This window comes from Roseateles chitinivorans (assembly GCF_050632235.1).
GTDB lineage: Bacteria > Pseudomonadota > Gammaproteobacteria > Burkholderiales > Burkholderiaceae_C > Roseateles > Roseateles chitinivorans_A.
Genome location: NZ_CP192584.1, coordinates 1,521,128 through 1,543,367, shown reverse-complemented (window position 1 = coordinate 1,543,367; position 22,240 = coordinate 1,521,128). Strand labels below are relative to the sequence as shown.

At 68.5% G+C, this 22,240-nt stretch carries 18 protein-coding genes; 8 read left to right on the top strand and 10 right to left on the bottom strand.

Translation table 11 applies throughout. The features are described 5' to 3' along the window. The first annotated feature begins 77 nt into the window (after positions 1–77). Positions 78–686 (top strand): hypothetical protein, encoded by a 609-nt coding sequence (locus ACQ859_RS06940; protein ID WP_431265154.1) that lies wholly within the window; start codon positions 78–80, stop codon positions 684–686. A 73-nt stretch (positions 687–759) separates the two neighbouring features. Then, positions 760–1,053: a hypothetical protein gene (locus ACQ859_RS06935; protein ID WP_431265153.1), complete on the top strand. Its 294-nt coding sequence runs from the start codon at positions 760–762 to the stop codon at positions 1,051–1,053. A gap of 84 nt (positions 1,054–1,137) precedes the next feature. Here the strand turns inward: ACQ859_RS06935 and uvrA are convergent, their stop codons facing one another. After that, positions 1,138–6,774, bottom strand: a complete 5,637-nt coding sequence (gene uvrA, locus ACQ859_RS06930) for an excinuclease ABC subunit UvrA (protein WP_431265152.1) — start codon at positions 6,772–6,774, stop codon at positions 1,138–1,140. Positions 6,775–7,132: 358 nt separating this feature from the next. On the opposite strand from uvrA, the gene ACQ859_RS06925 reads away from it, so the two are divergent. The 3 genes from ACQ859_RS06925 to ACQ859_RS06915 all read left to right on the top strand — a co-directional run bounded on the left by ACQ859_RS06925 (position 7,133) and on the right by ACQ859_RS06915 (position 8,334). Beyond that, complete coding sequence (locus ACQ859_RS06925) at positions 7,133–7,663, top strand: response regulator (RefSeq protein ID WP_431265151.1); 531 nt, start codon at positions 7,133–7,135, stop codon at positions 7,661–7,663. A gap of 194 nt (positions 7,664–7,857) precedes the next feature. Further along, complete coding sequence (locus tag ACQ859_RS06920; protein ID WP_431265150.1) at positions 7,858–8,070, top strand: hypothetical protein; 213 nt, start codon at positions 7,858–7,860, stop codon at positions 8,068–8,070. A 51-nt stretch (positions 8,071–8,121) separates the two neighbouring features. Continuing rightward, positions 8,122–8,334: a hypothetical protein gene (locus ACQ859_RS06915; protein WP_431265149.1), complete on the top strand. Its 213-nt coding sequence runs from the start codon at positions 8,122–8,124 to the stop codon at positions 8,332–8,334. 19 nt (positions 8,335–8,353) lie between these two features. On the opposite strand, the gene ACQ859_RS06910 is transcribed toward ACQ859_RS06915, so the two are convergent. From ACQ859_RS06910 to ACQ859_RS06870, 9 genes are all read right to left on the bottom strand, one after another. Then, positions 8,354–9,199: an alpha/beta fold hydrolase gene (locus ACQ859_RS06910; RefSeq protein WP_431265148.1), complete on the bottom strand. Its 846-nt coding sequence runs from the start codon at positions 9,197–9,199 to the stop codon at positions 8,354–8,356. Beyond that, positions 9,196–10,263 carry a branched-chain amino acid ABC transporter permease gene (locus tag ACQ859_RS06905; protein WP_431266479.1) on the bottom strand — a complete coding sequence of 356 codons (1,068 nt, stop codon included), beginning with the start codon at positions 10,261–10,263 and terminating at the stop codon, positions 9,196–9,198. Before ACQ859_RS06905 ends, ACQ859_RS06910 begins: the two co-directional genes overlap by 4 nt. Before the next feature lie 22 nt (positions 10,264–10,285). After that, positions 10,286–11,296, bottom strand: coding sequence for a branched-chain amino acid ABC transporter permease (locus tag ACQ859_RS06900; protein ID WP_431265147.1), 1,011 nt, complete (start codon positions 11,294–11,296; stop codon positions 10,286–10,288). Then, positions 11,293–12,042: an ABC transporter ATP-binding protein gene (locus ACQ859_RS06895; protein WP_431266478.1), complete on the bottom strand. Its 750-nt coding sequence runs from the start codon at positions 12,040–12,042 to the stop codon at positions 11,293–11,295. The genes ACQ859_RS06900 and ACQ859_RS06895 overlap by 4 nt, the downstream gene beginning before the upstream one ends. Before the next feature lie 8 nt (positions 12,043–12,050). After that, complete coding sequence (locus ACQ859_RS06890) at positions 12,051–12,806, bottom strand: ABC transporter ATP-binding protein (RefSeq protein ID WP_431265146.1); 756 nt, start codon at positions 12,804–12,806, stop codon at positions 12,051–12,053. Next, the gene (locus ACQ859_RS06885; protein ID WP_431265145.1) at positions 12,806–14,029 is read right to left on the bottom strand and encodes an extracellular catalytic domain type 2 short-chain-length polyhydroxyalkanoate depolymerase; all 1,224 of its coding nucleotides are present in this window, start codon (positions 14,027–14,029) and stop codon (positions 12,806–12,808) included. The genes ACQ859_RS06890 and ACQ859_RS06885 overlap by 1 nt, the downstream gene beginning before the upstream one ends. A 120-nt stretch (positions 14,030–14,149) precedes the next feature. Next, positions 14,150–15,352 carry a substrate-binding domain-containing protein gene (locus ACQ859_RS06880; protein ID WP_431265144.1) on the bottom strand — a complete coding sequence of 401 codons (1,203 nt, stop codon included), beginning with the start codon at positions 15,350–15,352 and terminating at the stop codon, positions 14,150–14,152. 314 nt (positions 15,353–15,666) lie between these two features. Next, complete coding sequence (locus ACQ859_RS06875) at positions 15,667–17,178, bottom strand: methyl-accepting chemotaxis protein (RefSeq protein WP_431265143.1); 1,512 nt, start codon at positions 17,176–17,178, stop codon at positions 15,667–15,669. 296 nt (positions 17,179–17,474) lie between these two features. Next, positions 17,475–19,016, bottom strand: a complete 1,542-nt coding sequence (locus ACQ859_RS06870) for a sigma-54 interaction domain-containing protein (protein WP_431265142.1) — start codon at positions 19,014–19,016, stop codon at positions 17,475–17,477. Positions 19,017–19,296: 280 nt separating this feature from the next. Here ACQ859_RS06870 and ACQ859_RS06865 point away from each other — a divergent pair, with 280 nt between their 5' ends. Genes ACQ859_RS06865 through ACQ859_RS06855 form a run of 3 tightly spaced genes read left to right on the top strand, consistent with a single transcriptional unit; the run spans position 19,297 to position 22,217 of the window. Next, positions 19,297–20,301: a Bug family tripartite tricarboxylate transporter substrate binding protein gene (locus ACQ859_RS06865; RefSeq protein WP_431265141.1), complete on the top strand. Its 1,005-nt coding sequence runs from the start codon at positions 19,297–19,299 to the stop codon at positions 20,299–20,301. A gap of 41 nt (positions 20,302–20,342) precedes the next feature. Continuing rightward, positions 20,343–21,911: a malonate--CoA ligase gene (locus ACQ859_RS06860; protein WP_431265140.1), complete on the top strand. Its 1,569-nt coding sequence runs from the start codon at positions 20,343–20,345 to the stop codon at positions 21,909–21,911. 21 nt (positions 21,912–21,932) lie between these two features. Continuing rightward, positions 21,933–22,217, top strand: coding sequence for a cysteine-rich CWC family protein (locus tag ACQ859_RS06855; RefSeq protein WP_431265139.1), 285 nt, complete (start codon positions 21,933–21,935; stop codon positions 22,215–22,217). Positions 22,218–22,240 lie beyond the last annotated feature (23 nt).

The following is a 22,240-nucleotide window of genomic DNA, read 5'->3' as shown; positions in this document are numbered from 1 at the left end:
TCCGGACGCCTCGCCCATGACCTCCGGCAGGGGTAAAGGTCGCGAAGCGAACCGGAAGCACCAGAAAGAGGTATTCGATGAAGCAGCTGATTCAACGCATCCTCGGCGCCGTGGCGCTGACGGCCGGCGCCCTGGGCGCGCCGGCGGCCTTCGCGGGCGACGTGGGCGTGTCCATCAGCGTCGGGCAGCCGGGCTTCTATGGCCGCATCGACGTGGGCAACGTCCGCCCGGACGTGATCTACGCGCAGCCGGTGGTGATCGAACGCGCCTATGCGCCGGCGCCGCCGCTGTACCTGCGGGTCCCCCCGGGGCATTACCGGTCCTGGGCCCGCCATTGCGGCTACTACGGGGCCTGCGGCAGACAGGTGTATTTCGTCCGCGAGGACTGGTACTCCCGGGCCTACGCGCCGGCGTACTACGGCCGTCCGCACGTGCATCCGATGCCGGTGTACGCGCCGCCTCCGCCGCGCTGGGATCCGCCGCGCCGCGATTGGGAAGGCCGCCGTGACTGGGACGGCCGCCGCGACTGGCACGACCATCGCGATGACCGTCGCGGCTGGGAAGGCCGCCGCTGGGACGAGCGCCGCGACGATCACCGGGGTGGTGATCGCGGGGGCTGGGATCGAGGCGACCGCGGTGGCGATCGCGGCGACCACGGTCACGGCCACGGACGGCATCGCGACTGACAGACGGGCCGCGGGGCCTCGCGTATAGTGGTTGGCTTACACACCAGCAAGGTGTGATTCACAGCGCCGACGTATGTTCGCCAAAGTCCTCGCCGCTCTCGGTCTGCTGACCTGCGTGTTCCTCGCGATCGACATGGCCTTGCCGCGCCGGCATCAACTGGCCTGGCGTGGCTGGTTCAAGCGAACAGGACTCCTCATCAGCGGGTTCAGCCTGCGTGGCCGCTTCAATTCCCGCGACCGCCGCCGCGCGGCCCACGATGCGGCGCGGGACGCGATCGCCCGCGCCAAGCACCGCTCGGGCACCTGGGACGGCAACGTCTATCACGGCGACGACTTCGAGCAGCGGCAGCGGCGCAAGCCGCATTGACGGCGTCACCGCGGCGCAGCTCACGACACCTACGAAAACGGCCTCTTGCGAGGCCGTTTTCCATGGCGTGGTGCGAACCTCCGGTCAGCGCCGCGCCAGCACGGGCGCCAGCGCCTTCCCGGTATGCGTGCCCAGCTCGACCAGCGTCTCCGGGCGTCCTTGCGCGACCACCAGCCCGCCCGCGGAGCCGCCTTCCGGTCCGAGGTCCAGCACCCAGTCCGCTTCCGCGATCACGTCGAGGTCGTGCTCGATGACGACCACGCTGTGCCCGCCGTCCACCAGACGGTGCAGCACGCGGATGAGCTTCTCGACGTCCGCCATGTGCAGCCCCACCGTCGGCTCGTCCAGCACGTACAGCGTGTGCGGTGCCTTCTGGCCGCGGCGTGTGACGTCGTCGCGCACCTTCACCAGCTCGGATACCAGCTTGATCCGCTGCGCCTCGCCGCCCGACAGCGTCGGGCTCGGCTGCCCCAGCGTCAGGTAGCCCAGCCCCACGTCCTGCAGCAGCTTCAGCGGGTGCGAGATTGAAGTCATCGCGGCGAAAAACTCCACCGCCTCGTCGATCTCCATCTGCAGCACCTCGCCGATGCTCTTGCCGCGCCAGCTCACCGCCAGCGTCTCGGGATTGAAGCGCTGGCCGTGGCACTGGTCGCAGAGCACCTTCACGTCGGGCAGGAAGCTCATCGCGATCGTGCGCATGCCCTGACCCTCGCAGCCGGGGCACCGGCCTTCGCCGGTGTTGAAGCTGAAGCGGCCGGGCCCATAGCCCCGCGCCTTCGCTTCCAGCGTCTCGGCGAACAGCTTGCGGATCGCGTCCCAGAAGCCGATGTAGGTCGCCGGGCAGCTGCGCGGCGTCTTGCCGATCGGCGTCTGGTCGACCTCCAGCACGCGGTCCACCTGCGCATGACCCTCGATCGCGTCGCAGCCCACCCACTTCGACGGCGCGCGGCGCAGCGGCACCGCGGCAGCCATGTTGGCCAGCAGCACGTCGCGGGCCAGCGTGGACTTGCCGGACCCGGACACCCCCGTGATCGCCACCAGCCGGTGCAGCGGCACGTCCACCGTCACGCCGCGCAGGTTGTGCAGCGAGGCATTGAGCACCGTCAGCTTCGGCGCGTCCTCCTCCATCACGCGGCGCTCCTTCAGCGGGTGCACCAGCGGTCTCGACAGGAAACGGCCCGTGAGCGAGTCGGGGTTCTTCGCGATCTCCGCGGCGGTGCCCTCGGCGATCACGCGGCCGCCGCGCTTGCCCGCGCTCGGACCGATGTCGATGATGTGGTCGGCGCGACGGATCGTGTCCTCGTCGTGCTCGACCACCACCAGCGTGTTGCCCTTGTCGCCCAGCGTCGCCAGCGCCTTCAGCAGGATCTGGTTGTCGCGCGGATGCAGGCCGATGGTCGGCTCGTCCAGCACGTAGCAGACACCCTGCAGGTTGCTGCCGAGCTGCGCCGCCAGCCGGATGCGTTGCGCCTCGCCGCCCGACAGGGTCGGCGCCGCGCGGTCCAGCGTCAGGTAGCCCAGGCCGACTTCCTCCAGGAATTCAAGACGGCCCTTGATCTCGACGACCACGTCGCGCGCGATCTCCGCGTCGCGGCCGGTCAGCGCCAGGCCGGCGATCCACTCGCGCGCGTCCTTCACGCTCCAGGACGCGACCGTGCCGATCGTCTCGTGCTCGAAGCTCACCGCGCGCGCCACCGGATTCAGCCGCGCGCCGTGGCAATCGGGACAGGGCGCATCGCTCAGGTCCTCGATCTCGGCTTCCTCGGCGGGGAAGCTCTGCTCGCGGCCGCGGTTGTCCTTGTCCTGCTGTGTGTCGTCCAGCGCCTTGCGCTGCTCGCGCGTCAGCGCCAGGCCCGTGCCGACGCAGGTCGTGCACCAACCGTGCTTGGAGTTGTAGCTGAACAGCCGCGGATCCAGTTCCGGATAGCTGGTGCCGCACTGCGGGCAGGCCCGCTTCGTCGAGAACACGCGCAGTTCGCCGATGCCGCGCGTCGCCTTGCCGCTGCGCAGCGCCTCGTGCAGGCCGTCCAGCGGCGACAGCACATGCACCACGCCCTTGCCATGATCCAGCGCCTTGGCGAGCAGTTCACGCAGCTCGGCCTCGGTCTCCGGCGTGATCGTCATGTCGCCGACCGGCAGTTCGATGCTGTGCTCCTTGAAGCGGTCCAGTCGCGGCCACGGGCTGGTCGGCAGGAACTCGCCGTCCACGCGCAGGTGCGTGTGGCCGCGCTGCTTGGCCCATTTCGCGAGGTCGGTATAGACGCCCTTGCGGTTGACCACCAGCGGCGCCAGCAGCCCGATGTGCCTGCCCTTGTAGTCGCGCAGCAGCTGCGCGGCGATGGCCTCGACGCTCTGCGGCTTCACCGGCGTGCCGTCGTGCGCGCAATGCTGGACGCCCAGCTTCACGTAGAGCAGGCGCAGGAAGTGCCAGACCTCGGTCGTCGTCGCGACCGTGCTCTTGCGGCCGCCGCGGGACAGGCGCTGCTCGATGGCGACCGTCGGCGGGATGCCCCACACCGCGTCGACCTCGGGCCGGCCCGCCGGCTGCACGATCGAGCGCGCGTAGGCGTTCAGCGATTCGAGGTAGCGGCGCTGCCCCTCGTTGAACAGGATGTCGAAGGCGAGCGTGCTCTTGCCCGAGCCGGACACCCCGGTCACGACGTTGAACTTGCCGCGCGGGATGCTGACGTCGACCGACTTCAGGTTGTGCTCGCGCGCGTTGACGATGCGGATCACCTCGTCTTCCTGGCGGCGCCGGCGCAGCAGCGACTGCAGCGGCTGGCCTTCCGACACCTTGACCGGCGCGCGGTCCATCTCCAGCGCGTACTCGCGCAGCGCCTTGGCGGTGTGCGAGGTCGGATGGTCCTTGAGATGCTCCGGCGTGCCGGTGGCGATCACCAGGCCGCCGTCCTCGCCGCCCTCGGGGCCGAGGTCGATGACCCAGTCCGACGCGCGGATCACGTCGAGGTTGTGCTCGATCAGGATCAGCGAATGCCCCGCCGACAGCAGCTTGCGCATCGCGCGCATCAGCTTGGCGATGTCGTCGAAGTGCAGGCCCGTCGTCGGCTCGTCGAACAGGAACAGCGTGCCCTTGGTCGCCGTCGCCTGACGCGGCTTGGACGCCGCCTCGGCCAAGTAACCGGCCAGCTTGAGGCGCTGCGCCTCGCCGCCCGACAGCGTCGGCACCGGCTGCCCCAGCGTCAGGTAGTCGAGCCCGACGTCCGACAACGGCTGCAGCTTGTTGAGCACCTCGCGGTCGTCCTTGAAGACGCCCAGTGCCTCGGCCACCGTCAGTTCCAGCACGTCCGACACGCTCAGCTGACGCCCGGCCCGCTCGAGCTTGACCTCGAGCAGCTCGGCGCGGAAGCGCTTGCCGTCGCAGTCGGGGCAGCGCAGGTAGACGTCGGAGAGGAACTGCATCTCGACGTGCTCGAAGCCCGAGCCGCCGCAGGTCGGGCAGCGGCCGTCACCAGCGTTGAAGCTGAACATGCCGGCGCCGTAGCTGCGCTCCTTGGCCATCGGCGTATCGGCGAAGCGCTTGCGGATCTCGTCGAAGACGCCGACGTAGCTCGCCGGGTTCGAGCGCGCCGTCTTGCCGATCGGCGACTGGTCGACGAAGACCGCGTCGGCCAGCCAGTCCGCGCCCAGCAGCCGGTCATGCTGGCCCGGCGTCTCGGTGGCCTGGCCGAACCAGCGCGCCAGCGCCGGATAGAGCACGTCCTGCATCAGCGTGCTCTTGCCCGAGCCGGACACGCCGGTCACCGCGACCATGCGCTGCAGCGGGAACTCGACGCTGACGTTCTTGAGGTTGTGCTCGCGCGCACCTTCGAGGATGAGCCGCGGCGTGTTCTCCTCGACGACGCGCTTGAGGCCCATGCCCACGTGCTTGCGGGCGCCCAGGTAGGCGCCGGTCAAGGTGTCGGCCGAACGGATCTGCGCGGGCGTGCCGTCGAAGACGATCTGTCCGCCCTGCTGGCCCGGTCCCGGGCCCATGTCGATCAGCCGGTCGGCCGCCAGCATCACGGCCGGGTCGTGCTCGACGACCACCAGCGTGTTGCCCGCGTCGCGCAGCCGCTGCATCGCCTCGACGATGCGGTTCATGTCGCGCGGATGCAGGCCGATGCTGGGCTCGTCCAGCACGAACAGCGTGTTGACCAGCGAGGTCCCCAGCGCCGTCGTCAGGTTGATGCGCTGCACCTCGCCGCCCGACAGCGTGCGGCTCTGCCGGTCCAGCGTCAGGTAGCCGATGCCGACGTCGACGAGGTACTTGAGGCGGTTGCGGATCTCGTCGAGCAGCAGCTTGAGCGCTTCATCCAGCAGCGTGCCCGGCAGCTGCAGCTCGTCCATGAAGCGTCTCAGCCGGTGGATCGGCAGCTGCATCAGGTCGTGCACTGACAGGCCGGGCAACGCTTCCAGCTGCTCGCGCGACCACTTGACTCCCTCGGGCATGAAACGCTGGTCCGCCGGCAGGGCCGCGTCTGCCAGGGCCTTGGAGCCGACGCGCCACAGGAGCGCCTCGGTCTTGAGCCGCGCGCCGCGGCAGGTCGGGCACTCGGTGTAGCTGCGGTACTTCGACAGCAGCACCCGGATGTGCATCTTGTAGGCCTTGCTCTCCAGGTACTCGAAGAACCGGTTGACGCCGTACCACTGCTTGTTCCAGTTGCCGTTCCAGTTCGGGCTGCCACCGATGACCCACTCGCGCTGGGCCGGCGTCATCTGGTTCCACGCCGTGTCGCGCGGGATGCCGGCGTCGCCGGCGTACTTCAGCATGTCGTCCTGGCTCTCCTTCCAGGCCGGCGTCTGCATGGGCTTGATCGCGCCGCCGCGCAGCGTCTTGCGCTCGTCCGGGATCACGAGGCCCAGGTCCACGCCGATCACCCGGCCGAAGCCGCGGCAGGTCTCGCAGGCGCCCATCGCCGAGTTGAAAGAGAACAGCGCCGGCTGCGGATCGGCGTAGCGGATGTCGCTCTCCGGGCAGTGCAGGCCGGTGGAGTAGCGCCACAGCGTCGGCTCGACGCCCTCCTCCGCGCTGAGCACATGGACCATCAGCCGGCCGCTGCCGCGCTTGAGCGCCAGTTCGATCGCCTCCATGACCCGCGCCTGCTCCGCACCCTGGATGCGGAAACGGTCGGCGACGACGTCCAGGATCTTGCGGCCGCCCACGACACGCTCCGACTGCACCCGGGTGAAGCCCGAGGCGGAGAGCCACTGCTCGACCTCGCCCGCGCTGACCGACTCGGGCAGCTCGACCGGGAAGGTGAGCACCAGGCGCGGGTCGTCGGTCTTCGTGCGCTCGAGCAGTTCCGCGTAGATCGTCTGTGGCGTGTCGTGCCGGACGGGCAGCGCGGTCTCGCGATCGAACAGGGCCGCCCCGCGCGCGAACAGCAGCTTCAAGTGGTCGTTGAGCTCCGTCATCGTGCCGACGGTGGAGCGGCTGGTGCGGACGGGGTTGGTCTGGTCGATCGCGATGGCGGGCGGCACGCCCTCCACCTTGTCGACCGCGGGACGGTCCATGCGGTCCAGGAACTGGCGCGCATAGGCGGAGAAGGTCTCCACGTAGCGGCGCTGGCCCTCGGCATACAGCGTGTCGAAAACCAGGCTGGACTTGCCCGACCCGCTGGGCCCGGTCACCACCGTCAATTCCCCTGTCCGGATGTCCAGGTCGAGGTTCTTGAGGTTGTGCTGGCGGGCGCCCCGGATGCGGATATCGGAATCGGACATGTGGTGTGGGCTCTGGAGCCTCGGAAAAGGCAGTGGGCGATGATTCTAGGGAGCGGCGGTGTCACGGCGTGGCAGGAGGGGCGGCAGGTGATCCGGGGCGACCCGGATGGCCTGCGGACGACATCCAGGGGCGACACAGTGGTAAGCAAATGAAAACGCACGACCGCTCAGGAAGCCCTCGCCTACCTCTTGTCAAGGCCTCCGATCGATGACTTCCGCACACTTGCTAGTCTTCCGAGGCTGCGGCAACAATGGACCCCGTCGTCGCGGAGCAACAGCGGCTCCCGGTCCAACCGGACGACGGACGACTCACCTAGGGAATACCCGCATCCCGATCGGATCGGGGACGACAAGCGACATGGACAGAAACGACGGCCATTCCACTTCGGAGATTTCCGAGACCTCGCTGGTCTTGATGACGTCGGACGCGTCCGCGAAGTCCACGCCCCCGTCGTCGATGGCCGACGCGTCCGTGTCCGGACAACGCCCGGCGCCCGGCGAGCCCTTCGTGCTGCTGGTCGAGGACAACCCGATCAACCAGGTCGTCGCGCTGGAATTCCTGGCGCTGATGGGCCTGAAGACCCAGCTCGCGCGCAACGGCCAGGAAGCGTTGGACCTGTGCGAACGCGCGGCACCGAGCCTGGTGCTGATGGACATCCAGATGCCGGGCATGGACGGACTGGAATGCGCGCGCCGGCTGCGGGAGCAGCAGGCGCAGGGCCGGCTCCCGCGTTTCCCGATCCTGGCGCTGACGGCGCATGCGCTGGACAGCGACGTCGCCGACAGCCTGAAGGCCGGCATGGACGAGCACCTGACCAAGCCGCTCGACTTCCTGACGCTGCGCCGCCGGCTGGCGCGCTGGCTGGATCTGCCGCAGCTCAACGACTGACCCCCTGTGAGGGATCCCTCCGACGAGGGACGAACCATCACCACGACGGACGGACACTCGTTATTTCGAGGGTCCTTGATGCCGCGCAAAGCTTGCAGGAATCCCCCGTCGCGGCACTGGCGTTGAGCGCGAGGGGCGTGCTCCACTTTCGATTCGCACCCGATGTCCGGGTGGCGATATGAAAGGAATCCTGCATGCCAGTCCCTTTGACCGCCACGTTGACCGACGCCGCCTACGACGACATCCGCTGGGCTGCGCGCGAGGATCGTCGCACCGAGATGGAAGTGATCGACCGCGCGCTCTACACCTACTTCAAGTTGCGCCGCGAGGTTCGGTATGGCCGGATCCTCGGATTCGTCGACGAGGGCCACGAGCATCATCTGAAGACGCAGGTCAACTGGATCTGACATGAGCAGCGAGGACACCACGTCGAAGCTGCCCAACTGCTCGACGCCAAGGTGGGAATCCCCGAATCTCGGGCAGATGCACGGACTCGCCGAATCAAGGATCTGGGGCTCTTCTTTGTGAGCATCGTCATCTTGATGGCGCTCGTCGGCTTCAGCCTGTTCACGCTGCGCGATCAATGCCTGATCGACGAAAACCGCCAATGGGCCCTGTCCACGCTCACCGCTGTCTTCGGCGGCGTGCTGGGCTGGCTCATCAAGCGATGAGTCTTCGTCTGCGGAGCACTCATCCGCCGTCGAGAAACCGCCGCACGATGGCGAAGTGCTCCGCCACGTTCAGTGCTGGCGCATGGCCGCAGCCCGGGATCGTGACCACCTCCGCCCTCGGCCCACGGACGCGCATCGCGTCGGCCGTCTCCGGCAGCAGAAGATCCGACGTCTCCCCACGCAGGCACAGCACCGGCAGGCTCAACGAATCCCACTCGGTCCAGCGCTTGTAATCGTCCGGATGGACGAAGAACTGGCGCACCATCGCCGGGTCGTAATGCGGCGTCACCCGCCCGTCGGGCAGCCGGCGCACGGAGCTCTCCGTCAAGCGCCGCCATTGCGTGTCGCTCATCCAGCCGTAGGGTTGGTAGATCTGACGGAAGTACTGTTCCAGCGCCGACACCGTGTCGAACGCCGACGGTGACCCCGCATAGCCGCGGATGCGCTGGATCGCCGGCTCCGCGAGTTCCGGGCCGATGTCATTGAGCACCAGCCGCCGGATGCGGCCGCGCAGCGAGGTCGCCGCGGCCAGCAGTCCGATCGCACCGCCCATCGACGTGCCCACCCAGTGGAATTCCCGCAACCCCAGTTGATCGACCAGCGCCACCGCCAGCTTCACGTAGAACGCGAGGCAGTACTCGTTGTCCGGCTCCGGACTCCACTGCGACAGCCCTCTACCGAGGGTGTCCGGACACACCACGAAGTAGCGCCCCGTCCCCGCGAGGTGGGTGGCCAACTCGTCCATGTCGCGTCCCGTGCGCGCCAGGCCGTGCCAGGCGATCACCGGCTCGGCGTCCGGATCACCCCAGGCCTGGAAGTGGATCTCGCGGCCTTCGCAGCGCAGGTAGTTCGACGTCGACTTCACGATCCCCTCCTCGCCTGCCTCAGGCGCCCGACCAACCCGTTCGGGAAGTGGTACACGGCCAGCACGAACAGCACCCCCAACCAGAGCAGCCAACGCTCCGGCGCGATCAGTTGCGAGAGTACCGGCACGCCCGCCACTGCCGACGCGCCGACGCGCATGAGGTCCTGCAGATAGCTCTGTGCCAGCACGAACAGCACGCTGCCGATCACCGCGCCGTAGATCGTGCCCATGCCGCCGATCACGACGATCAGCAGGATGTCCAGCATGATCTCGAAGGACAGCGAGGTGTCCGGCCCGTTGTAGCGCAGCCAGATCGCGAGCAGCGCGCCAGCCAGGGTCGAGAAGACCGCGGCCAGCAATGTCGACAGCGTGCGGTAGGTCACCAGCCGGTAGCCGATGGCTTCGGCGCGGAAGTCGTTGTCGCGGATCGCCTGCAACACGCGGCCGAACGGTGAGTTGACGATGCGCAGCAGGAGCAGCACCAGCGCCACGGTCACGATGAACAGCAGGTAGTAGCTCAGCAGCCGGCCGTCAATGGAGACGCCGAGCACCGGCTCCTCGAGGAACTCCGTCGACGGCGACAGCAGCGGCGGCAGCCGGAAGTTCAGACCGTCCTCGCCGCCGGTGACGTCGGACAGCTGCGACGCCAGGCCCTGGAACGCCGCCGCGACGGCCAGCGTGATCATCGCGAAGAAGATCGCCTTCACGCGCAGCGAGAACAGCCCGATGACAAGCGCGAGCAGCAGCGACAGCGTGAGCGCGCCGCCGATGCCGACGGCCAGCGCCGCAAAGCCCGGCTCCATGCGCGAACTCGCGATGGCGACACCATAGGCCCCGATACCGAAGAACATCGTGTGCGCGAAGCTGACAATGCCGGTGTAGCCGAGCAGCAGGTCGTAGCTGCCCACAAGCACGATGAACACGAGGATCTTGGCCGCGACATTCATCGCCTTGGTGCCCGGGAACACGAACGGCGCGAACGCGAGTCCGAGCACCGTGAGCAGCAGCAGTGCCGCCAGCAGGCGACTGCGCGGCAAGTCGTGTGAAAGCAGGGAACGGATCAGGCGCATGGGAAGCTCGCTCCGCTCAACGGTGGCCGACCGGATAGAGGCCCTGCGGCCGCCAGAGCAGCACGGCGACCATCAGCCCGATATTGGAGAACAGCGCCACCTTGGGCGCGAGGAAGCCGCAGTAGTTGGCCATCAGGCCGACCAGCAGCGCGCCGACGAAGCAACCCAGCGTCGAGCCGAGGCCGCCGATGATGATCACGATGAAGATCAGCGTGTTTACCTGCGCGCCGATCTGCGGGATCACGCTCTGCTGGTAGAGCCCCCACAGCACGCCGCCCAGGCCCGCCAAGCCGGAGCCGGCGACGAAGACCGCCACGAACAGCCGCCGGATGCGGTAGCCGAGGCTCTCGACCATCTCGCGATCCTGGACGCCGGCGCGGATCAGCAGGCCGAGCTTGGTCCGGTTGAGCAGCCACAACAGCCCGATGAATACGGCGAGGCCGAAGACGACCGCCAGCAGCCGGAACTTCTCGACCGCCACGTCGCCGAGCACCAGCGCGCCGCGCAGCGACTCCGGCGGCTGCAGCGGGATCATCTGCGCGCCCCAGACCAGCTTGATCAATTCCTCGCCGATGATCATCCCGCCCATCGTGATCAGGATCTGCTTCAGGTGCATGCCGTAGACGGGACGCACCAGCACGCGCTCGAAGACGAGCCCCAGTGCCGCCGCGCTGACGATGCCCGCCAGCGCCGCGACGCCGACCGCGACGAGGTTCTGCGCCAGCGACGGACTGACGGCCAGGCCGCCGGACACGCTCATCGCGCCCATCACCGTCGTGGCGACGAAGGCGCCCAGCGCGATGAACACGCCGTGCCCGAAGTTCAGCACGTCCATCAGGCCGAAGATCAGTGTCAGCCCCGACGCGATGACGAAGACGATGAGCCCCATCGCGAGGCCGGCGATCGTCAGCGTCGCCCAGCTCGATGGCGATCCGATCAGCGGCAGCGCCGTCAGCGCCAGCGCGACGACCAGCAGCAGCGGGATCGCGTCGAAACGCGCCTTGGGAATGGCATCGGTCGGGTTCATTGATGTGCCGCCAGCGAGAGTCCGAGCAGCCGCTGCTGCAACGCATCGTCGGCGGCCAGATCGGCCATGCGGCCTGCATGCGCGACGCGACCGTCGTCCATGACGGCGACGCCGTCGCCCAGGGCCCGGGCGACCATGAAGTTCTGCTCGACCAGCAGCACCGTCGTGCGCGCGCCGTCGCGGCCGCGCTTGATTTCCCCGAGTGCCTCGATGAGGTTGCGGATGATCGCCGGCGCCAGCCCCTTGGTCGGCTCGTCGATCAGCAGCAGCCGACGCGGCTCGACCATCGCGCGCGCGATCGCCAGCATCTGCTTCTGCCCGCCGCTCAGCTTGCCGGCCGGATACAGCCAGAACTTGCGCAGCGCGGGGAACAGTCCGAACAGCCAGTCCAGCCGCGCGGTGTCGAGGTCGTCCAGCGAGCGCGCACGGCGCGCCGCCAGCAGCAGGTTCTCGCGCACCGTCAGGTCGCCGAAGATGCCCATGTTCTCGGGCACGTAGGCGATGTCCAGGCGCGCGATCTCCGGCGTCGGCACCGCCTGGATCTCGCGGCCGTCGAGCAGCACACGGCCCGCACTCGCACGCCACAGGCCCATCACCGTCCGCAGTGTCGTGGTCTTGCCGGCGCCATTGCGGCCCAGCAGCATCGTGACCTCGCCCTCGACGACGGCCAGATCGACGCCGTGCAGGATGTGATACGCCCCGATGTGCGTGTGCACCCCGTCGAGGCGCAACAAGGTCTTGGGCATCGATGCGCTCATGCGACCTCCGGCATGGCGAGCCCCAGATAGGCGCTCTGCACGACCGGAGAAGCGATCACCGCTTCGGGCTCACCGTCGGCGACGAGCCGCCCGTTGTGCAGCACGACGATGCGATCGGCCAGCTCCCGCACCACGTCCATCTTGTGCTCCACAAGCAGGATCGTGTGCTTGCCTTCCGCCTTCAACGCACGGATCAGGTCGAGGATCACCGGCACTTCGTCGACGCTCATGCCCGCGGTGGGCTCGTCGAACAGGTAGACCTTGGGCTTCAGCGCCATCAGCATCGCGACCTCCAGCTTGCGCTGGTCGCCGTGCGGCAGGCTGGCCGCAGGCACATCGACGCGATGTCCGAGCCGGACGCGCTCGACGATCGTGCGCGCCTCGTCGAGCAGCTCGCGGTGGTTCAACCACACGGAGAACATCCTCAGGCCCTCCCCGCGCCGCGACTGCACGGCCAAGCGCACGTTCTCGAGCACGCTCAATGTCGGGAACAGCTGCGTCAGCTGGAAAGCGCGCCCGAGCCCGCGCCGCGTGCGCAGCGGCGCGGCCAGTCGCGTCAAATCCTCGCCGTCGAGCAGCACTCGACCCTCGCTCGCGCCGAGCTGGCCCGAGATCAGATTGAAGTAGGTCGTCTTGCCGGCACCGTTGGGACCGACGATGGCCGTCAGCGTGCCCGGATGGAAGGCGCAGCTGACGCGGTCCACCGCCGTGTGCCCGCCGAAGCGGATGGTGAGGTCGCGGGTCTCCAGCATCAGGGACAGGTGCCGATCACGTAGTAGTTGGGCGCGGTCTGCTTCAGCGTCGTGGTGACGAAGATGTTCCACAGACCCATCGCCTGGTTGGAGCCGTTGGCGTAGGTGATGCCGTAGAGCGCGTAGGCGCGCCCGGAGACCGAGTGGGTGTAGTTGGACGCGGTGAAGCAGGTCGCGGGCGTGCCCGGATCGCCGGGATCACCAGGGTCGCCCGGATTGCCGGTGGTTCCGCCGGCCACCTTGTCCACCATCGCCTTGAGCGCCGCGATCTGCGTGCCGGCCTTCTGCGCGAAGTTCGAGCCGTACCAACCGACCCAGTCCCAGCAGCCGTTCGGGTTGGGCAGCAGCCCGCTGGCCGCGGTCGAGCGCGAGATGTTGTCGACCTTCGTCTGCGGGAACAGCACGACGATGTTGTTGGTGTCGGCCCAGCGCGAGAAGCCGGTGTTCCTCACGAACTTGTCGCCGATGGTCGCGTAGTTCTGCTGGCAGCCGTGCAGCGCCACGTGCAGCTTGCAGACCTGGCCGGCGGCGCAGTTGGCCGGCACGTAGGCCCAGCCGGTCGCCGCCAGGCCGGGGTTGGTGCTGAACGCGGTCTGGTCGAACTCGATGTAGTTCGCCGCGGCGGGGTTGTTGTTGCGCGCGCTCAGCGTCCCGTACAGCTTGGTGAGAACGGCCTTCGCGCCGTCATAGCCGCAGTTGGCGATGTAGGGCGACGCGCTGCTGCCGCAGCTGTTGTTGCCGGTGGCGTCGAAGTCGGTGGGCAGCACGTGGGCCGTGCCGCTGCGCTGGACGTATTCGAGGTTGGCCGCCGTGACGCCGTTGTTGAGGTACTGCGTCTGCACCGCGTTCATCGGGTTGGGGCCGACGGTCGTGTCGCTCAGCCCGACGAACAGGAAGACCTTCTGCGACGCCACGTGGCTCTTGGCGTCGATCGCCGTGCCGCTCCAGTTGTTGAGGTCGGCCTGCATCGTGTTCAGCGCGGACGACGAGATCATCGCGTTGTACATGCAGGCGGTGTAGTTGCTGTGGCCGGCGCAGTTGTACGGCCCGGCGGCGAAGACACCGACGCCCTTGAATGTCGATGAATGCGCGTAACCGAGCTGGTTGGCCATGAAGCCGCCCGAAGACAGGCCCGACACGGTGATCTGGGTCTTGTCGATGTTGAGCGAGGGCAGCGGGACGGCGGCGTGGCCGAGGCCCGCCAGCAGCAACGATGCGGCCACTGAGGCAGCAGGAACGAAAAGTCGGATCGCGGAACTTCTGACAGCGGATGACTTCACTTGAAACCTCCTTGATGTCGATGGACCTTCAACGTGGGGCGCTCGGCGTTCAGCCTTCGACGCTCAACGCTTGTTGCGGATCGGAATCGTCATTTCCTCCGGCTTGATCTCGCGCACCAGCTCGGGCACGCCCCAGGCGAAGGCCGGATCCACCTTGATCTTGAAGTGGTACATCGACTGCATCGCCTGGTGGTCCTCGGGCCGGAAGGTCATGCGGCCCTTGGGCGTCTCGAAGCTCATGCCTTCCATGGCCTTGATGAGCTTGTTCGTCGCGGTGTCGCCGCCGGTCTTCTTGAGCGCCTCGACGACCGCGATGGCGGCGCTCATGCCGCCGGCGGTGAAGAAGTCGGGCGGCGTCTTGAACTGCTTGTAGTGGTTGGCCACCAGCCATTCATTGACCGGGTTCTTCGGGATGCCGAAGTAGTAGTAGGTGGCGCCCTCCATGCCGGGCAGCGCCTTGTACGCGGCCATCGCCGGGAGGATGTTGCCGCCGGTGGCGATCTCGATGCCGTAGCGCTTGAGATCGAGGTCGGCGATCTTGAACGGGTTCCCCGCGCCGGCCCAGATGATGAAGATCACCTTGCGGCCGGGCTGGTCCTTCAGGCGGTCGATGAGCCGCTGCGCGCCGGCGGTGAAGTCGGTCGTCGTCGTGGGCAGGTATTCCTCGTGGACGACCTTGGCCTTCTTGATCGCGTCCTTGAAGGCCTTCACGCCGTCACGTCCGAAGGCGTAGTCCTGCGCCAGCGTCGCAATCACCGTCCCCGGCTTGTCGAGCGCGACCGCGTTGGAGATCGCATCCTGCGAGCTGTTCCGGCCGGTCCGGAAGATGTACCTGTTCCACTTGTCGCCGGTGATCGAATCGGCGACCGCCGGCTCGACGAGCAGGATCTTCTTGTACTCCTCGGCCACCGGCAGCAACGCGAGCGCGACCCCCGACGAAGACGGGCCGACGGCAATGTCCGCCTTGTCGTCGCCGTAGGCCGCGGCCAGCAGACTCTTGCCGACGTCGGGCTTGCCCTGGTCGTCCTTCTCGAGGACGACGAGCTTGCGGCCCGCCACCGTCATCGTGCCGCCGGTCGCGAAGTCCAGGCCCATCAGGAATCCGGTCTGCGTCTGCTTGCCGTAGGCCTCGAGCGGGCCGGTGCGGCTGTAGACATGGGCGATGCGGATGTCCTTGCCTTGCGCGAACGCCGCGGTGCTGCCACCGACAACGGCGGACAGCGCCAGGACCGCGCCCGTCGCAGCGCGGATGAAGCCGTGGGTCATGGAACTTGTCTCCTGTGGGCGGACCGGTCGTGCGCCGGTCTCGGGGGTCTCACGTCGCAAGGTCCGTGCCGACTGCGCCTGGCCCAGCGCGGGCTCTCCACGACTCAGGGGGCATCCCTCCGGGAACCCCCAGAGTCATTCCGGCCCCACCGAGGCTCGCTGACTCCGCACTCCTTTCTGAGACCGTTCGGAACGATGTCCATCAGGCGCCGGAAACGACAACGCCGCTGTCCGGAATCCAGACAGCGGCGTGTGGGGAGAAGCGGAAGGGTGTCTGGAATCCAGTCAATGTCCAGACATCGGACAGGGCGTCCTCAGGTGCGGAAGGTCGCGACGTGCTCGTTGAGCAGGCGGGCCTGCTGTTGCAGCGACTCGGCGGCGGCCGCTGTCTCCTCGACCAGTGCCGCGTTCTGCTGCGTCATGTCGTCCAGGTGCTTCACGGCCTGGTTGATCTGGGCGAGGCCGTCGGACTGGCCCGCGCTTGATTGACTGATCTCGGCCACCGTGCCGCTGACCTGCTGCACGGACTGCAGGATCTGCCCCATCGCCTCGCCGGCACGGCCGACCTGCGCGCCGCCCGCGTCGACGCGCGTGACCGAGTCGTTGATCAGGGCCTTGATCTCCTTGGCGGCGTTGGCGCTGCGCTGGGCCAGCGCGCGCACCTCGGAGGCGACGACGGCGAATCCTCGTCCCTGCTCGCCCGCGCGGGCCGCCTCGACGGCCGCGTTCAGCGCCAGGATGTTGGTCTGGAAGGCCACGCCGTCGATGACGGAGATGATGTCGGCAATCTTGCGGCTGGCGCCGGCGATGCCGTCCATCGTCTGCACGACCTCGCCCATGACGTCGGCACCGAGCTTGGCGCGATCGGCCGCGCCGATGGCCAGCTGATTGGTCTGGTGCGCGGCCTGCGCGGAATGGGTGACCTGCTGCGTCAGCTCATGCATCGACGCCGCCGTCTGCTGGAGGCTGGACGCCGCCTGTTCGCTGCGCTGCGAGAGATCCTGGCTGCCCATCGCGACCTCGCGCGAGGCATGCTGGATGGAGTCGGTGGCATCACGGATCGCGCGCACCAGATCGCTGAGTCGCCCCTGCATCGCGCCGACCTGGGTCAGCACCTGGCCGATCTCGTCGTTGCCGGTGCCGTCCCTGCCGACCACCTGCGCACGCAGGTCGCCGTTGGCGACGGCCTCGACGACCTCGCGCATCTGGTTCAGCCGGCGCTTCAGGCCGCGTGCGAACCACTCGACCGCGACCAGCGCGGCGATGCCCACGGCGATCACCAGCACCAGTGCGATGGTCGCGTCGCGGCGGGCGATCCCGGCGACGTCGTCGATGTAGACGCCCGAGCCGATCACCCAGCCCCACGGCTTGAAGCCGGTGACGTAGGAGCGCTTGGGCTCCGGATCCTTGGCGCCCGGCTTGGGCCACAGGTAGTCGACGAAGCCGCTGCCCTGCGCCTTGACCGTGTCGACGAAGGCGACGAACAGCTTCAGGCCGTTCGGGTCCTTGTTGCCGGACAGGTCCTTGTCGTTGAGTTCCGGCTTGATCGGGTGCATGACCATCTTGGGGGTCATGTCGTTGATCCAGATGTACTCGTTGCCGGAGTAGCGGATCTTGCCGATCTCGGCCGCGGCCGCCTTCTTCGCGTCGGCCTCGGTGAGGCCGCCGGCGCCGATGCGGTCGAAGTGGCGCTTGGCGATCTGCTCGGCGTTCTTGACCTGCTCGACCGTCGTGATCATCTTGACGTCCAGCAGGCTCATCGCGGAGCGGTGGCTCAGCCACATCACCAGCACGACGAAGCCGACCACCGCGGCCAGCACCGCCACGCGAAGCTTGGTGGCCAGGGTCCAGGCCCGGGGGCCGTCGCCTTCGAGGTCGTCCGGGCGCCGGCAGGCGCTTCGGCATGGAATCCGGTCGCGGTCGTGGTGAGCGTGTTCATGGGGTCTCCTGGGCGGGCCGGTCCATCCGGTCCTCGTCTTCTGCCCTGACCTCGAATATGCGCATGTCGCACACGGTGCGGCAAGCCCCCAGAACCCTCGAAGAAGCCCTTGAACACGGGCCAAACGTGACGATGTGGCGGCGGGCCGTCGCCCGTTCGGCGGGCCGCGCGCTGCCGTACGCGTCAGGCAGAGGCGAGCTCGGGGTATTTCGCCAGCTTCTCGTAGAGCGTCGCCCGCGAGATCGCCAGCAGCCGCGCGGCGGCGACGCGGTTGCCGTTGGTGCTCCTCAGCGCCTGGGCGATGGCGGCGCGTTCCAGCTCGGCCTTGCGGGCGGGCAAGGTTGCCGCCGTTGCACCGAGCCCACGTTGCGGAGGCCGGTGCCCCTCCTCGCTCCCACTCCTGCGCATGCTCGGAAGGTCGCTCGGAGGGGCACCGGCCTCCGCACCGTCCGCATCGCTCGTGGTGATCGCCGTCGTCGCCATCGTCGCCATCTCGTGCAGACCGAAATGCCTCGGCAGCAATTGGTCGTCGTCGCTCATCAGGAAGGCCTGTTCCAGCGCGTTGCGCAGCTCCCGCACGTTGCCGGGCCAGGACTTGCCTTCGAGGGCCTGGAGCGCCGCGACGCTCAAGGTCTTCCGGGGCAGGCCGCTGCGCCGCGCGATGTCTTCCAGCAGGACATCGACCAGCGTCCCGATGTCCTCGCACCGTTCGCGCAGCGCCGGCAGGCGGATCGGGAGGACGTTGAGGCGGTAGAACAGGTCGGCGCGGAACTCGCCGCGCCGCACCATCGCCGCCAGGTCGCGGCTGGTCGCCGCGATCACGCGGACGTCGACCTTGAGGACCTCGTTGCTGCCGAGCGGCTCCAGTTCCTGCTCCTGCAGGACCCGCAGCAGCTTGGCCTGCAGCGCCGGCGGCATGTCGCCGATCTCGTCGAGGAAGAGGGTGCCGCCGTCGGCCAGCTTGAACTTCCCGTCGCGGCCCTTGCGGTCGGCGCCCGTGTAGGCGCCGGGCGCGACACCGAAGAACTCCGCCTCCAGCAGCGTTTCCGGCACGGCGGCGATGTTGACCGACACCAGCGGCCGGGCCGCGCGCCGGGACGCCGCGTGGATCGCATGCGCGAGCAGTTCCTTGCCGGTGCCGGTCTCGCCGAGCAGCAGCACCGTCGCCTCGGTTTGCGCGACACGGCGCGCATGGCGCTTGACCTCGACCGCCGCGGGGCTCGATCCGACGAAGTCGACGATCCGGTGCTTGGCGCGACGGTTGCGGGACTGCTCGGCGGCGAGCTGGCGCCGCGTGTCGTCGAGTTCCGCCTGCAGGCACGCGAACTTGTTCATCAGCGGCTGCATCGTCGTCTCGGGATGGTCCAGCAGCACCATGCCCATCGCGCCGATGACGTCGCCGCCCGGGCCGCGCAGCGGCAGCCGGCTGACGAGGAAGGTGCCCGCCTTGTTGGTCAGCAGGTCCACGAGGATGGGCTGGCCGGTGTCGATGACCTGGGCCATCAGGGTGTTGGGGACGACCTCCTCGACGCGACGGCCGACGAACTCGGATTCGTCGCGGAAGCCGAGCGCGGGCAGGAAGCGCTTGTAACCCTCGCTGATCCAGACGACGCGGTGCGCGCGGTTCACCACCATCGCGCCCTGCGCGGTGCTGGCCAGCACGTCGAACATCGACTGCGCCGCCAGCCGCAGCACCGCCTCGGCATCCTGGGGAATGTCGTTCATGACCTGTCTCCTGGACGTTCGTCCTGGGCCTCCCGCAATGCGGGAGGATGTCCGGGGTCGCCTTGCCGCCACGCGGCGGCGCCCCGGATCTGATGCGGGCCAATGTAGCAGCCGGCTTCCGGTGCGAAGACCGTCCCGAGAGGCGAACGCCCTGGGGAATCCCCGGGGCAGGCATCGAGCCGCACGGGAGGCGATGCGGCTATAAACCGCCGCACCACTCCGGTTTTCCTCATCCTTGCCCACCGACACCGCGGCCCGCAGAGGCCCACAGGAGACACGCATGACCCAGAGTTCCACGACCCGCCGCCGCCTGCTGGGCGCCGCCGCCCTGGCTTCCCTGACCGCCGCGGGCGCCGGGGTCGCGCCGTCGGCGTTCGCGCAGGCCGCCTGGCCGAACCGGCCGGTGGTCATCGTCGTGCCCTTCCCGGCCGGCGGCGGCACCGACGCCTTCGCCCGGCCGCTGACGGCCGTGCTGACCAAGCAGACCGGCAAGCAGTTCATCATCGACAACAAGGGCGGCGCCGGCGGCACCGTGGGTGCGACGATCGCGTCCAAGGCCGCCCCGGACGGCTACACCTTCTTCATGGGCGCGGTGCACCACGCGATCGCGCCGGCGATGTACCCGAAGCTCGAGTACAAGCTCGAGGAGGACTTCATCCCCGTGGCCCTGGTTTCCAACGTGCCGCAGGTGATCGTGATCAACCCGTCCAAGGTGCAGGCCACCGACGTGAAGGGCCTGCTGGACTTCCTGAAGAAGAACCCCGGCAAGCTGAACTACGGCTCGGCCGGCAACGGCACCTCGCACCACATGGCGGGCGAACTCTTCAAGCTGCAGACGCAGACCTTCATCACCCACATCCCCTACCGCGGCGCGGGTCCCGCGCTGCAGGACCTGATGGCGGGCCAGGTGGACCTGATGTTCGACGGCCTGGGCTCGTCGGCGGCGCACATCCGCAGCGGCCGCATCAAGGCGCTGGCCGTCGCCTCGTCCAAGCGCGCGCCGGGCTTCCCGGACATCCCGAGCGCCGTGGAAGCCGGCATCCCGCAGTACCAGGTATCGACCTGGTACGGCCTGTGGGCCCCGAAGGGCACGCCCAAGGAGGTGATCACCGCGATGCAGGCCGAGCTCCGCAAGGCCTACGCGACCGAGGACCTGAAGACCATCTGGACCGGCCTGGGCACCGACATGCCCACGCTGTACGGCGACGCCTTCGGCAAGTTCGTGCACGGCGAGGTCGTGCGCTGGGCCGACGTGGTCAAGCGCAGCGGTGCGAAACTGGATTGATCCGACAGCGACCGCCTGAACTCCGGCCAGCGACCCCCGACATGAACGCTCCCCAGAAAGCCACCGCGAACGCCAACCTGTTCGCCGCGCTGCGCGCGAATTTCTCCGACGACCTGGACGCCTGCGCGATCGAGCTGGCCGACGGCCCCGACGCCGGCCAGCGCTACAGCTGGCGCGACATCGACCGCGCCACGGCGATGATCGCCAACCTGCTGGACTCGCTGGACCTGCCCGCGGGCAGCCGCGTCGCGGTGCAGACGGAGAAGAGCGTCGAGGCGCTGCTGCTGTACCTCGCGGTGCTGCGCGCCGGCTACGTCTACCTGCCGCTGAACACGGCCTACCAGGCCGCCGAGCTCGAGTACTTCATCGGCAACGCGGAGCCGGCCGTGGTCGTCTGCGCGGGGAAGCATTTCGGCTGGATCAGCAAGCTGGCGTTCCAGGCGAAGGTGCCCTGGGTGTTCACGCTGAACGAGGACCGCAGCGGCACGCTGCTGGACCGCGCGGTGCAGATGCCCGACATGCACCAGGTCGCCGAGAAGCAGGCCGGCGACCTGGCCGCGATCCTCTACACGAGCGGCACGACCGGTCGCAGCAAGGGCGCGATGCTGAGCCACGGCAACCTGCTGTCCAACGCGGAGGTGCTCAAGCACCACTGGGGTTGGAAGGCGGACGACGTGCTGATCCATGCGCTGCCGATCTTCCACGTGCACGGGCTGTTCGTCGCATCGCACGGCGCGCTGCTGGCCGGGGCGAAGATGCTGTGGTTCAACCGCTTCGAGCCGCGCGGCGTGATCGCGCGGCTGCCCGACGCGACGTTGTTCATGGGCGTGCCGACGCTGTACGTGCGGCTGCTCGAACAGGCCACGCTGACGAAGGACGCCTGCGCGCGGATGCGGCTGTTCATCAGCGGTTCCGCGCCGCTGCTGATCGAGACCTTCCACGAGTGGCAGCGCCGCACCGGGTTCACGATCCTGGAGCGCTACGGCATGAGCGAGACCGTCATGCTGACTTCGAATCCGTACCGGACCGAGGACGGCGAGCGCCGCGGGGGCACGGTCGGTCGTCCGCTGCCGGGCGTGGGCCTGCGCATCGTCGACGATGCAGGCGCGCCCTGCCCCAGCACCGGCGACGGCGAGATCGGCCACCTCCAGGTGACCGGGCCCAACGTCTTCGCGGGCTACTGGCGGATACCGGAGAAGACGAAGGAGGAGTTCACCGCCGACGGCTGGTTCAAGACCGGCGACGTGGGCCGCCGGGACGACCGCGGCTACGTGACGATCGTGGGCCGGAGCAAGGACCTGATCATCACCGGCGGCTACAACGTGTACCCGGCGGAGATCGAAGGCTGGCTCAACGAGCTGCCGGGCGTGGCGGAGTCGGCCGTGGTCGGCGTGCCGCATCCGGACTTCGGCGAGGGCGTGATCGCCGTGGTGGTGCCGCGATCCGGCGCCGCGCTGGATGGCACGACGCTGGTCGCGGCGCTGAAGGACCGCATCGCCGGCTTCAAGGTGCCCAAGCGGGTCTTCGTCGAGACCGAGCTGCCGCGCAACGCGATGGGCAAGGTGCAGAAGAACCTGCTGCGGGAACAGCATCGCGGACTGTTCGGCTGAGCATCACCGACAATCGTCGTCATGAGCACGCCGACGCCGCTCCCCGCCAGCACGGTCCAGACGGTCAACGATCTCGACACCGCCTGCCCGCGTTGCGGCGGCGGTTTCCATTGCGGCGTGAACGACGGCTGGTGCGCCTGCTTCGGCACGCGGCTGGGCGAGGACCTCAAGCGGGAACTCGCCGCGCGCTGGCCGGATCGCTGCCTGTGCCTGCGCTGCCTGAGCGAGCTGGCCCGCGACGACCCGGACAGCCACGTGCCGGACGCCTCGAAAAACCCGCCAGGGCCCCCGCTGTTGGGCGTTTGAAGCCGTACGCGGCACGGCCACAA

Bases quoted from the DNA above. Each gene is read 5' to 3' on its own strand.
- ACQ859_RS06855 (WP_431265139.1), top strand. From the start codon at position 21,933: ATGAGCACGCCGACGCCGCTCCCCGCCAGCACGGTCCAGACGGTCAAC.
- ACQ859_RS06880 (WP_431265144.1), bottom strand. From the start codon at position 15,352: ATGACCCACGGCTTCATCCGCGCTGCGACGGGCGCGGTCCTGGCGCTG.
- ACQ859_RS06925 (WP_431265151.1), top strand. From the start codon at position 7,133: ATGGACAGAAACGACGGCCATTCCACTTCGGAGATTTCCGAGACCTCG.
- ACQ859_RS06920 (WP_431265150.1), top strand. From the start codon at position 7,858: ATGCCAGTCCCTTTGACCGCCACGTTGACCGACGCCGCCTACGACGAC.
- ACQ859_RS06940 (WP_431265154.1), top strand. From the start codon at position 78: ATGAAGCAGCTGATTCAACGCATCCTCGGCGCCGTGGCGCTGACGGCC.
- ACQ859_RS06860 (WP_431265140.1), top strand. From the start codon at position 20,343: ATGAACGCTCCCCAGAAAGCCACCGCGAACGCCAACCTGTTCGCCGCG.
- ACQ859_RS06870 (WP_431265142.1), bottom strand. From the start codon at position 19,016: ATGAACGACATTCCCCAGGATGCCGAGGCGGTGCTGCGGCTGGCGGCG.
- ACQ859_RS06895 (WP_431266478.1), bottom strand. From the start codon at position 12,042: ATGCCCAAGACCTTGTTGCGCCTCGACGGGGTGCACACGCACATCGGG.
- uvrA (WP_431265152.1), bottom strand. From the start codon at position 6,774: ATGTCCGATTCCGATATCCGCATCCGGGGCGCCCGCCAGCACAACCTC.
- ACQ859_RS06935 (WP_431265153.1), top strand. From the start codon at position 760: ATGTTCGCCAAAGTCCTCGCCGCTCTCGGTCTGCTGACCTGCGTGTTC.
- ACQ859_RS06900 (WP_431265147.1), bottom strand. From the start codon at position 11,296: ATGAACCCGACCGATGCCATTCCCAAGGCGCGTTTCGACGCGATCCCG.
- ACQ859_RS06890 (WP_431265146.1), bottom strand. From the start codon at position 12,806: ATGCTGGAGACCCGCGACCTCACCATCCGCTTCGGCGGGCACACGGCG.
- ACQ859_RS06865 (WP_431265141.1), top strand. From the start codon at position 19,297: ATGACCCAGAGTTCCACGACCCGCCGCCGCCTGCTGGGCGCCGCCGCC.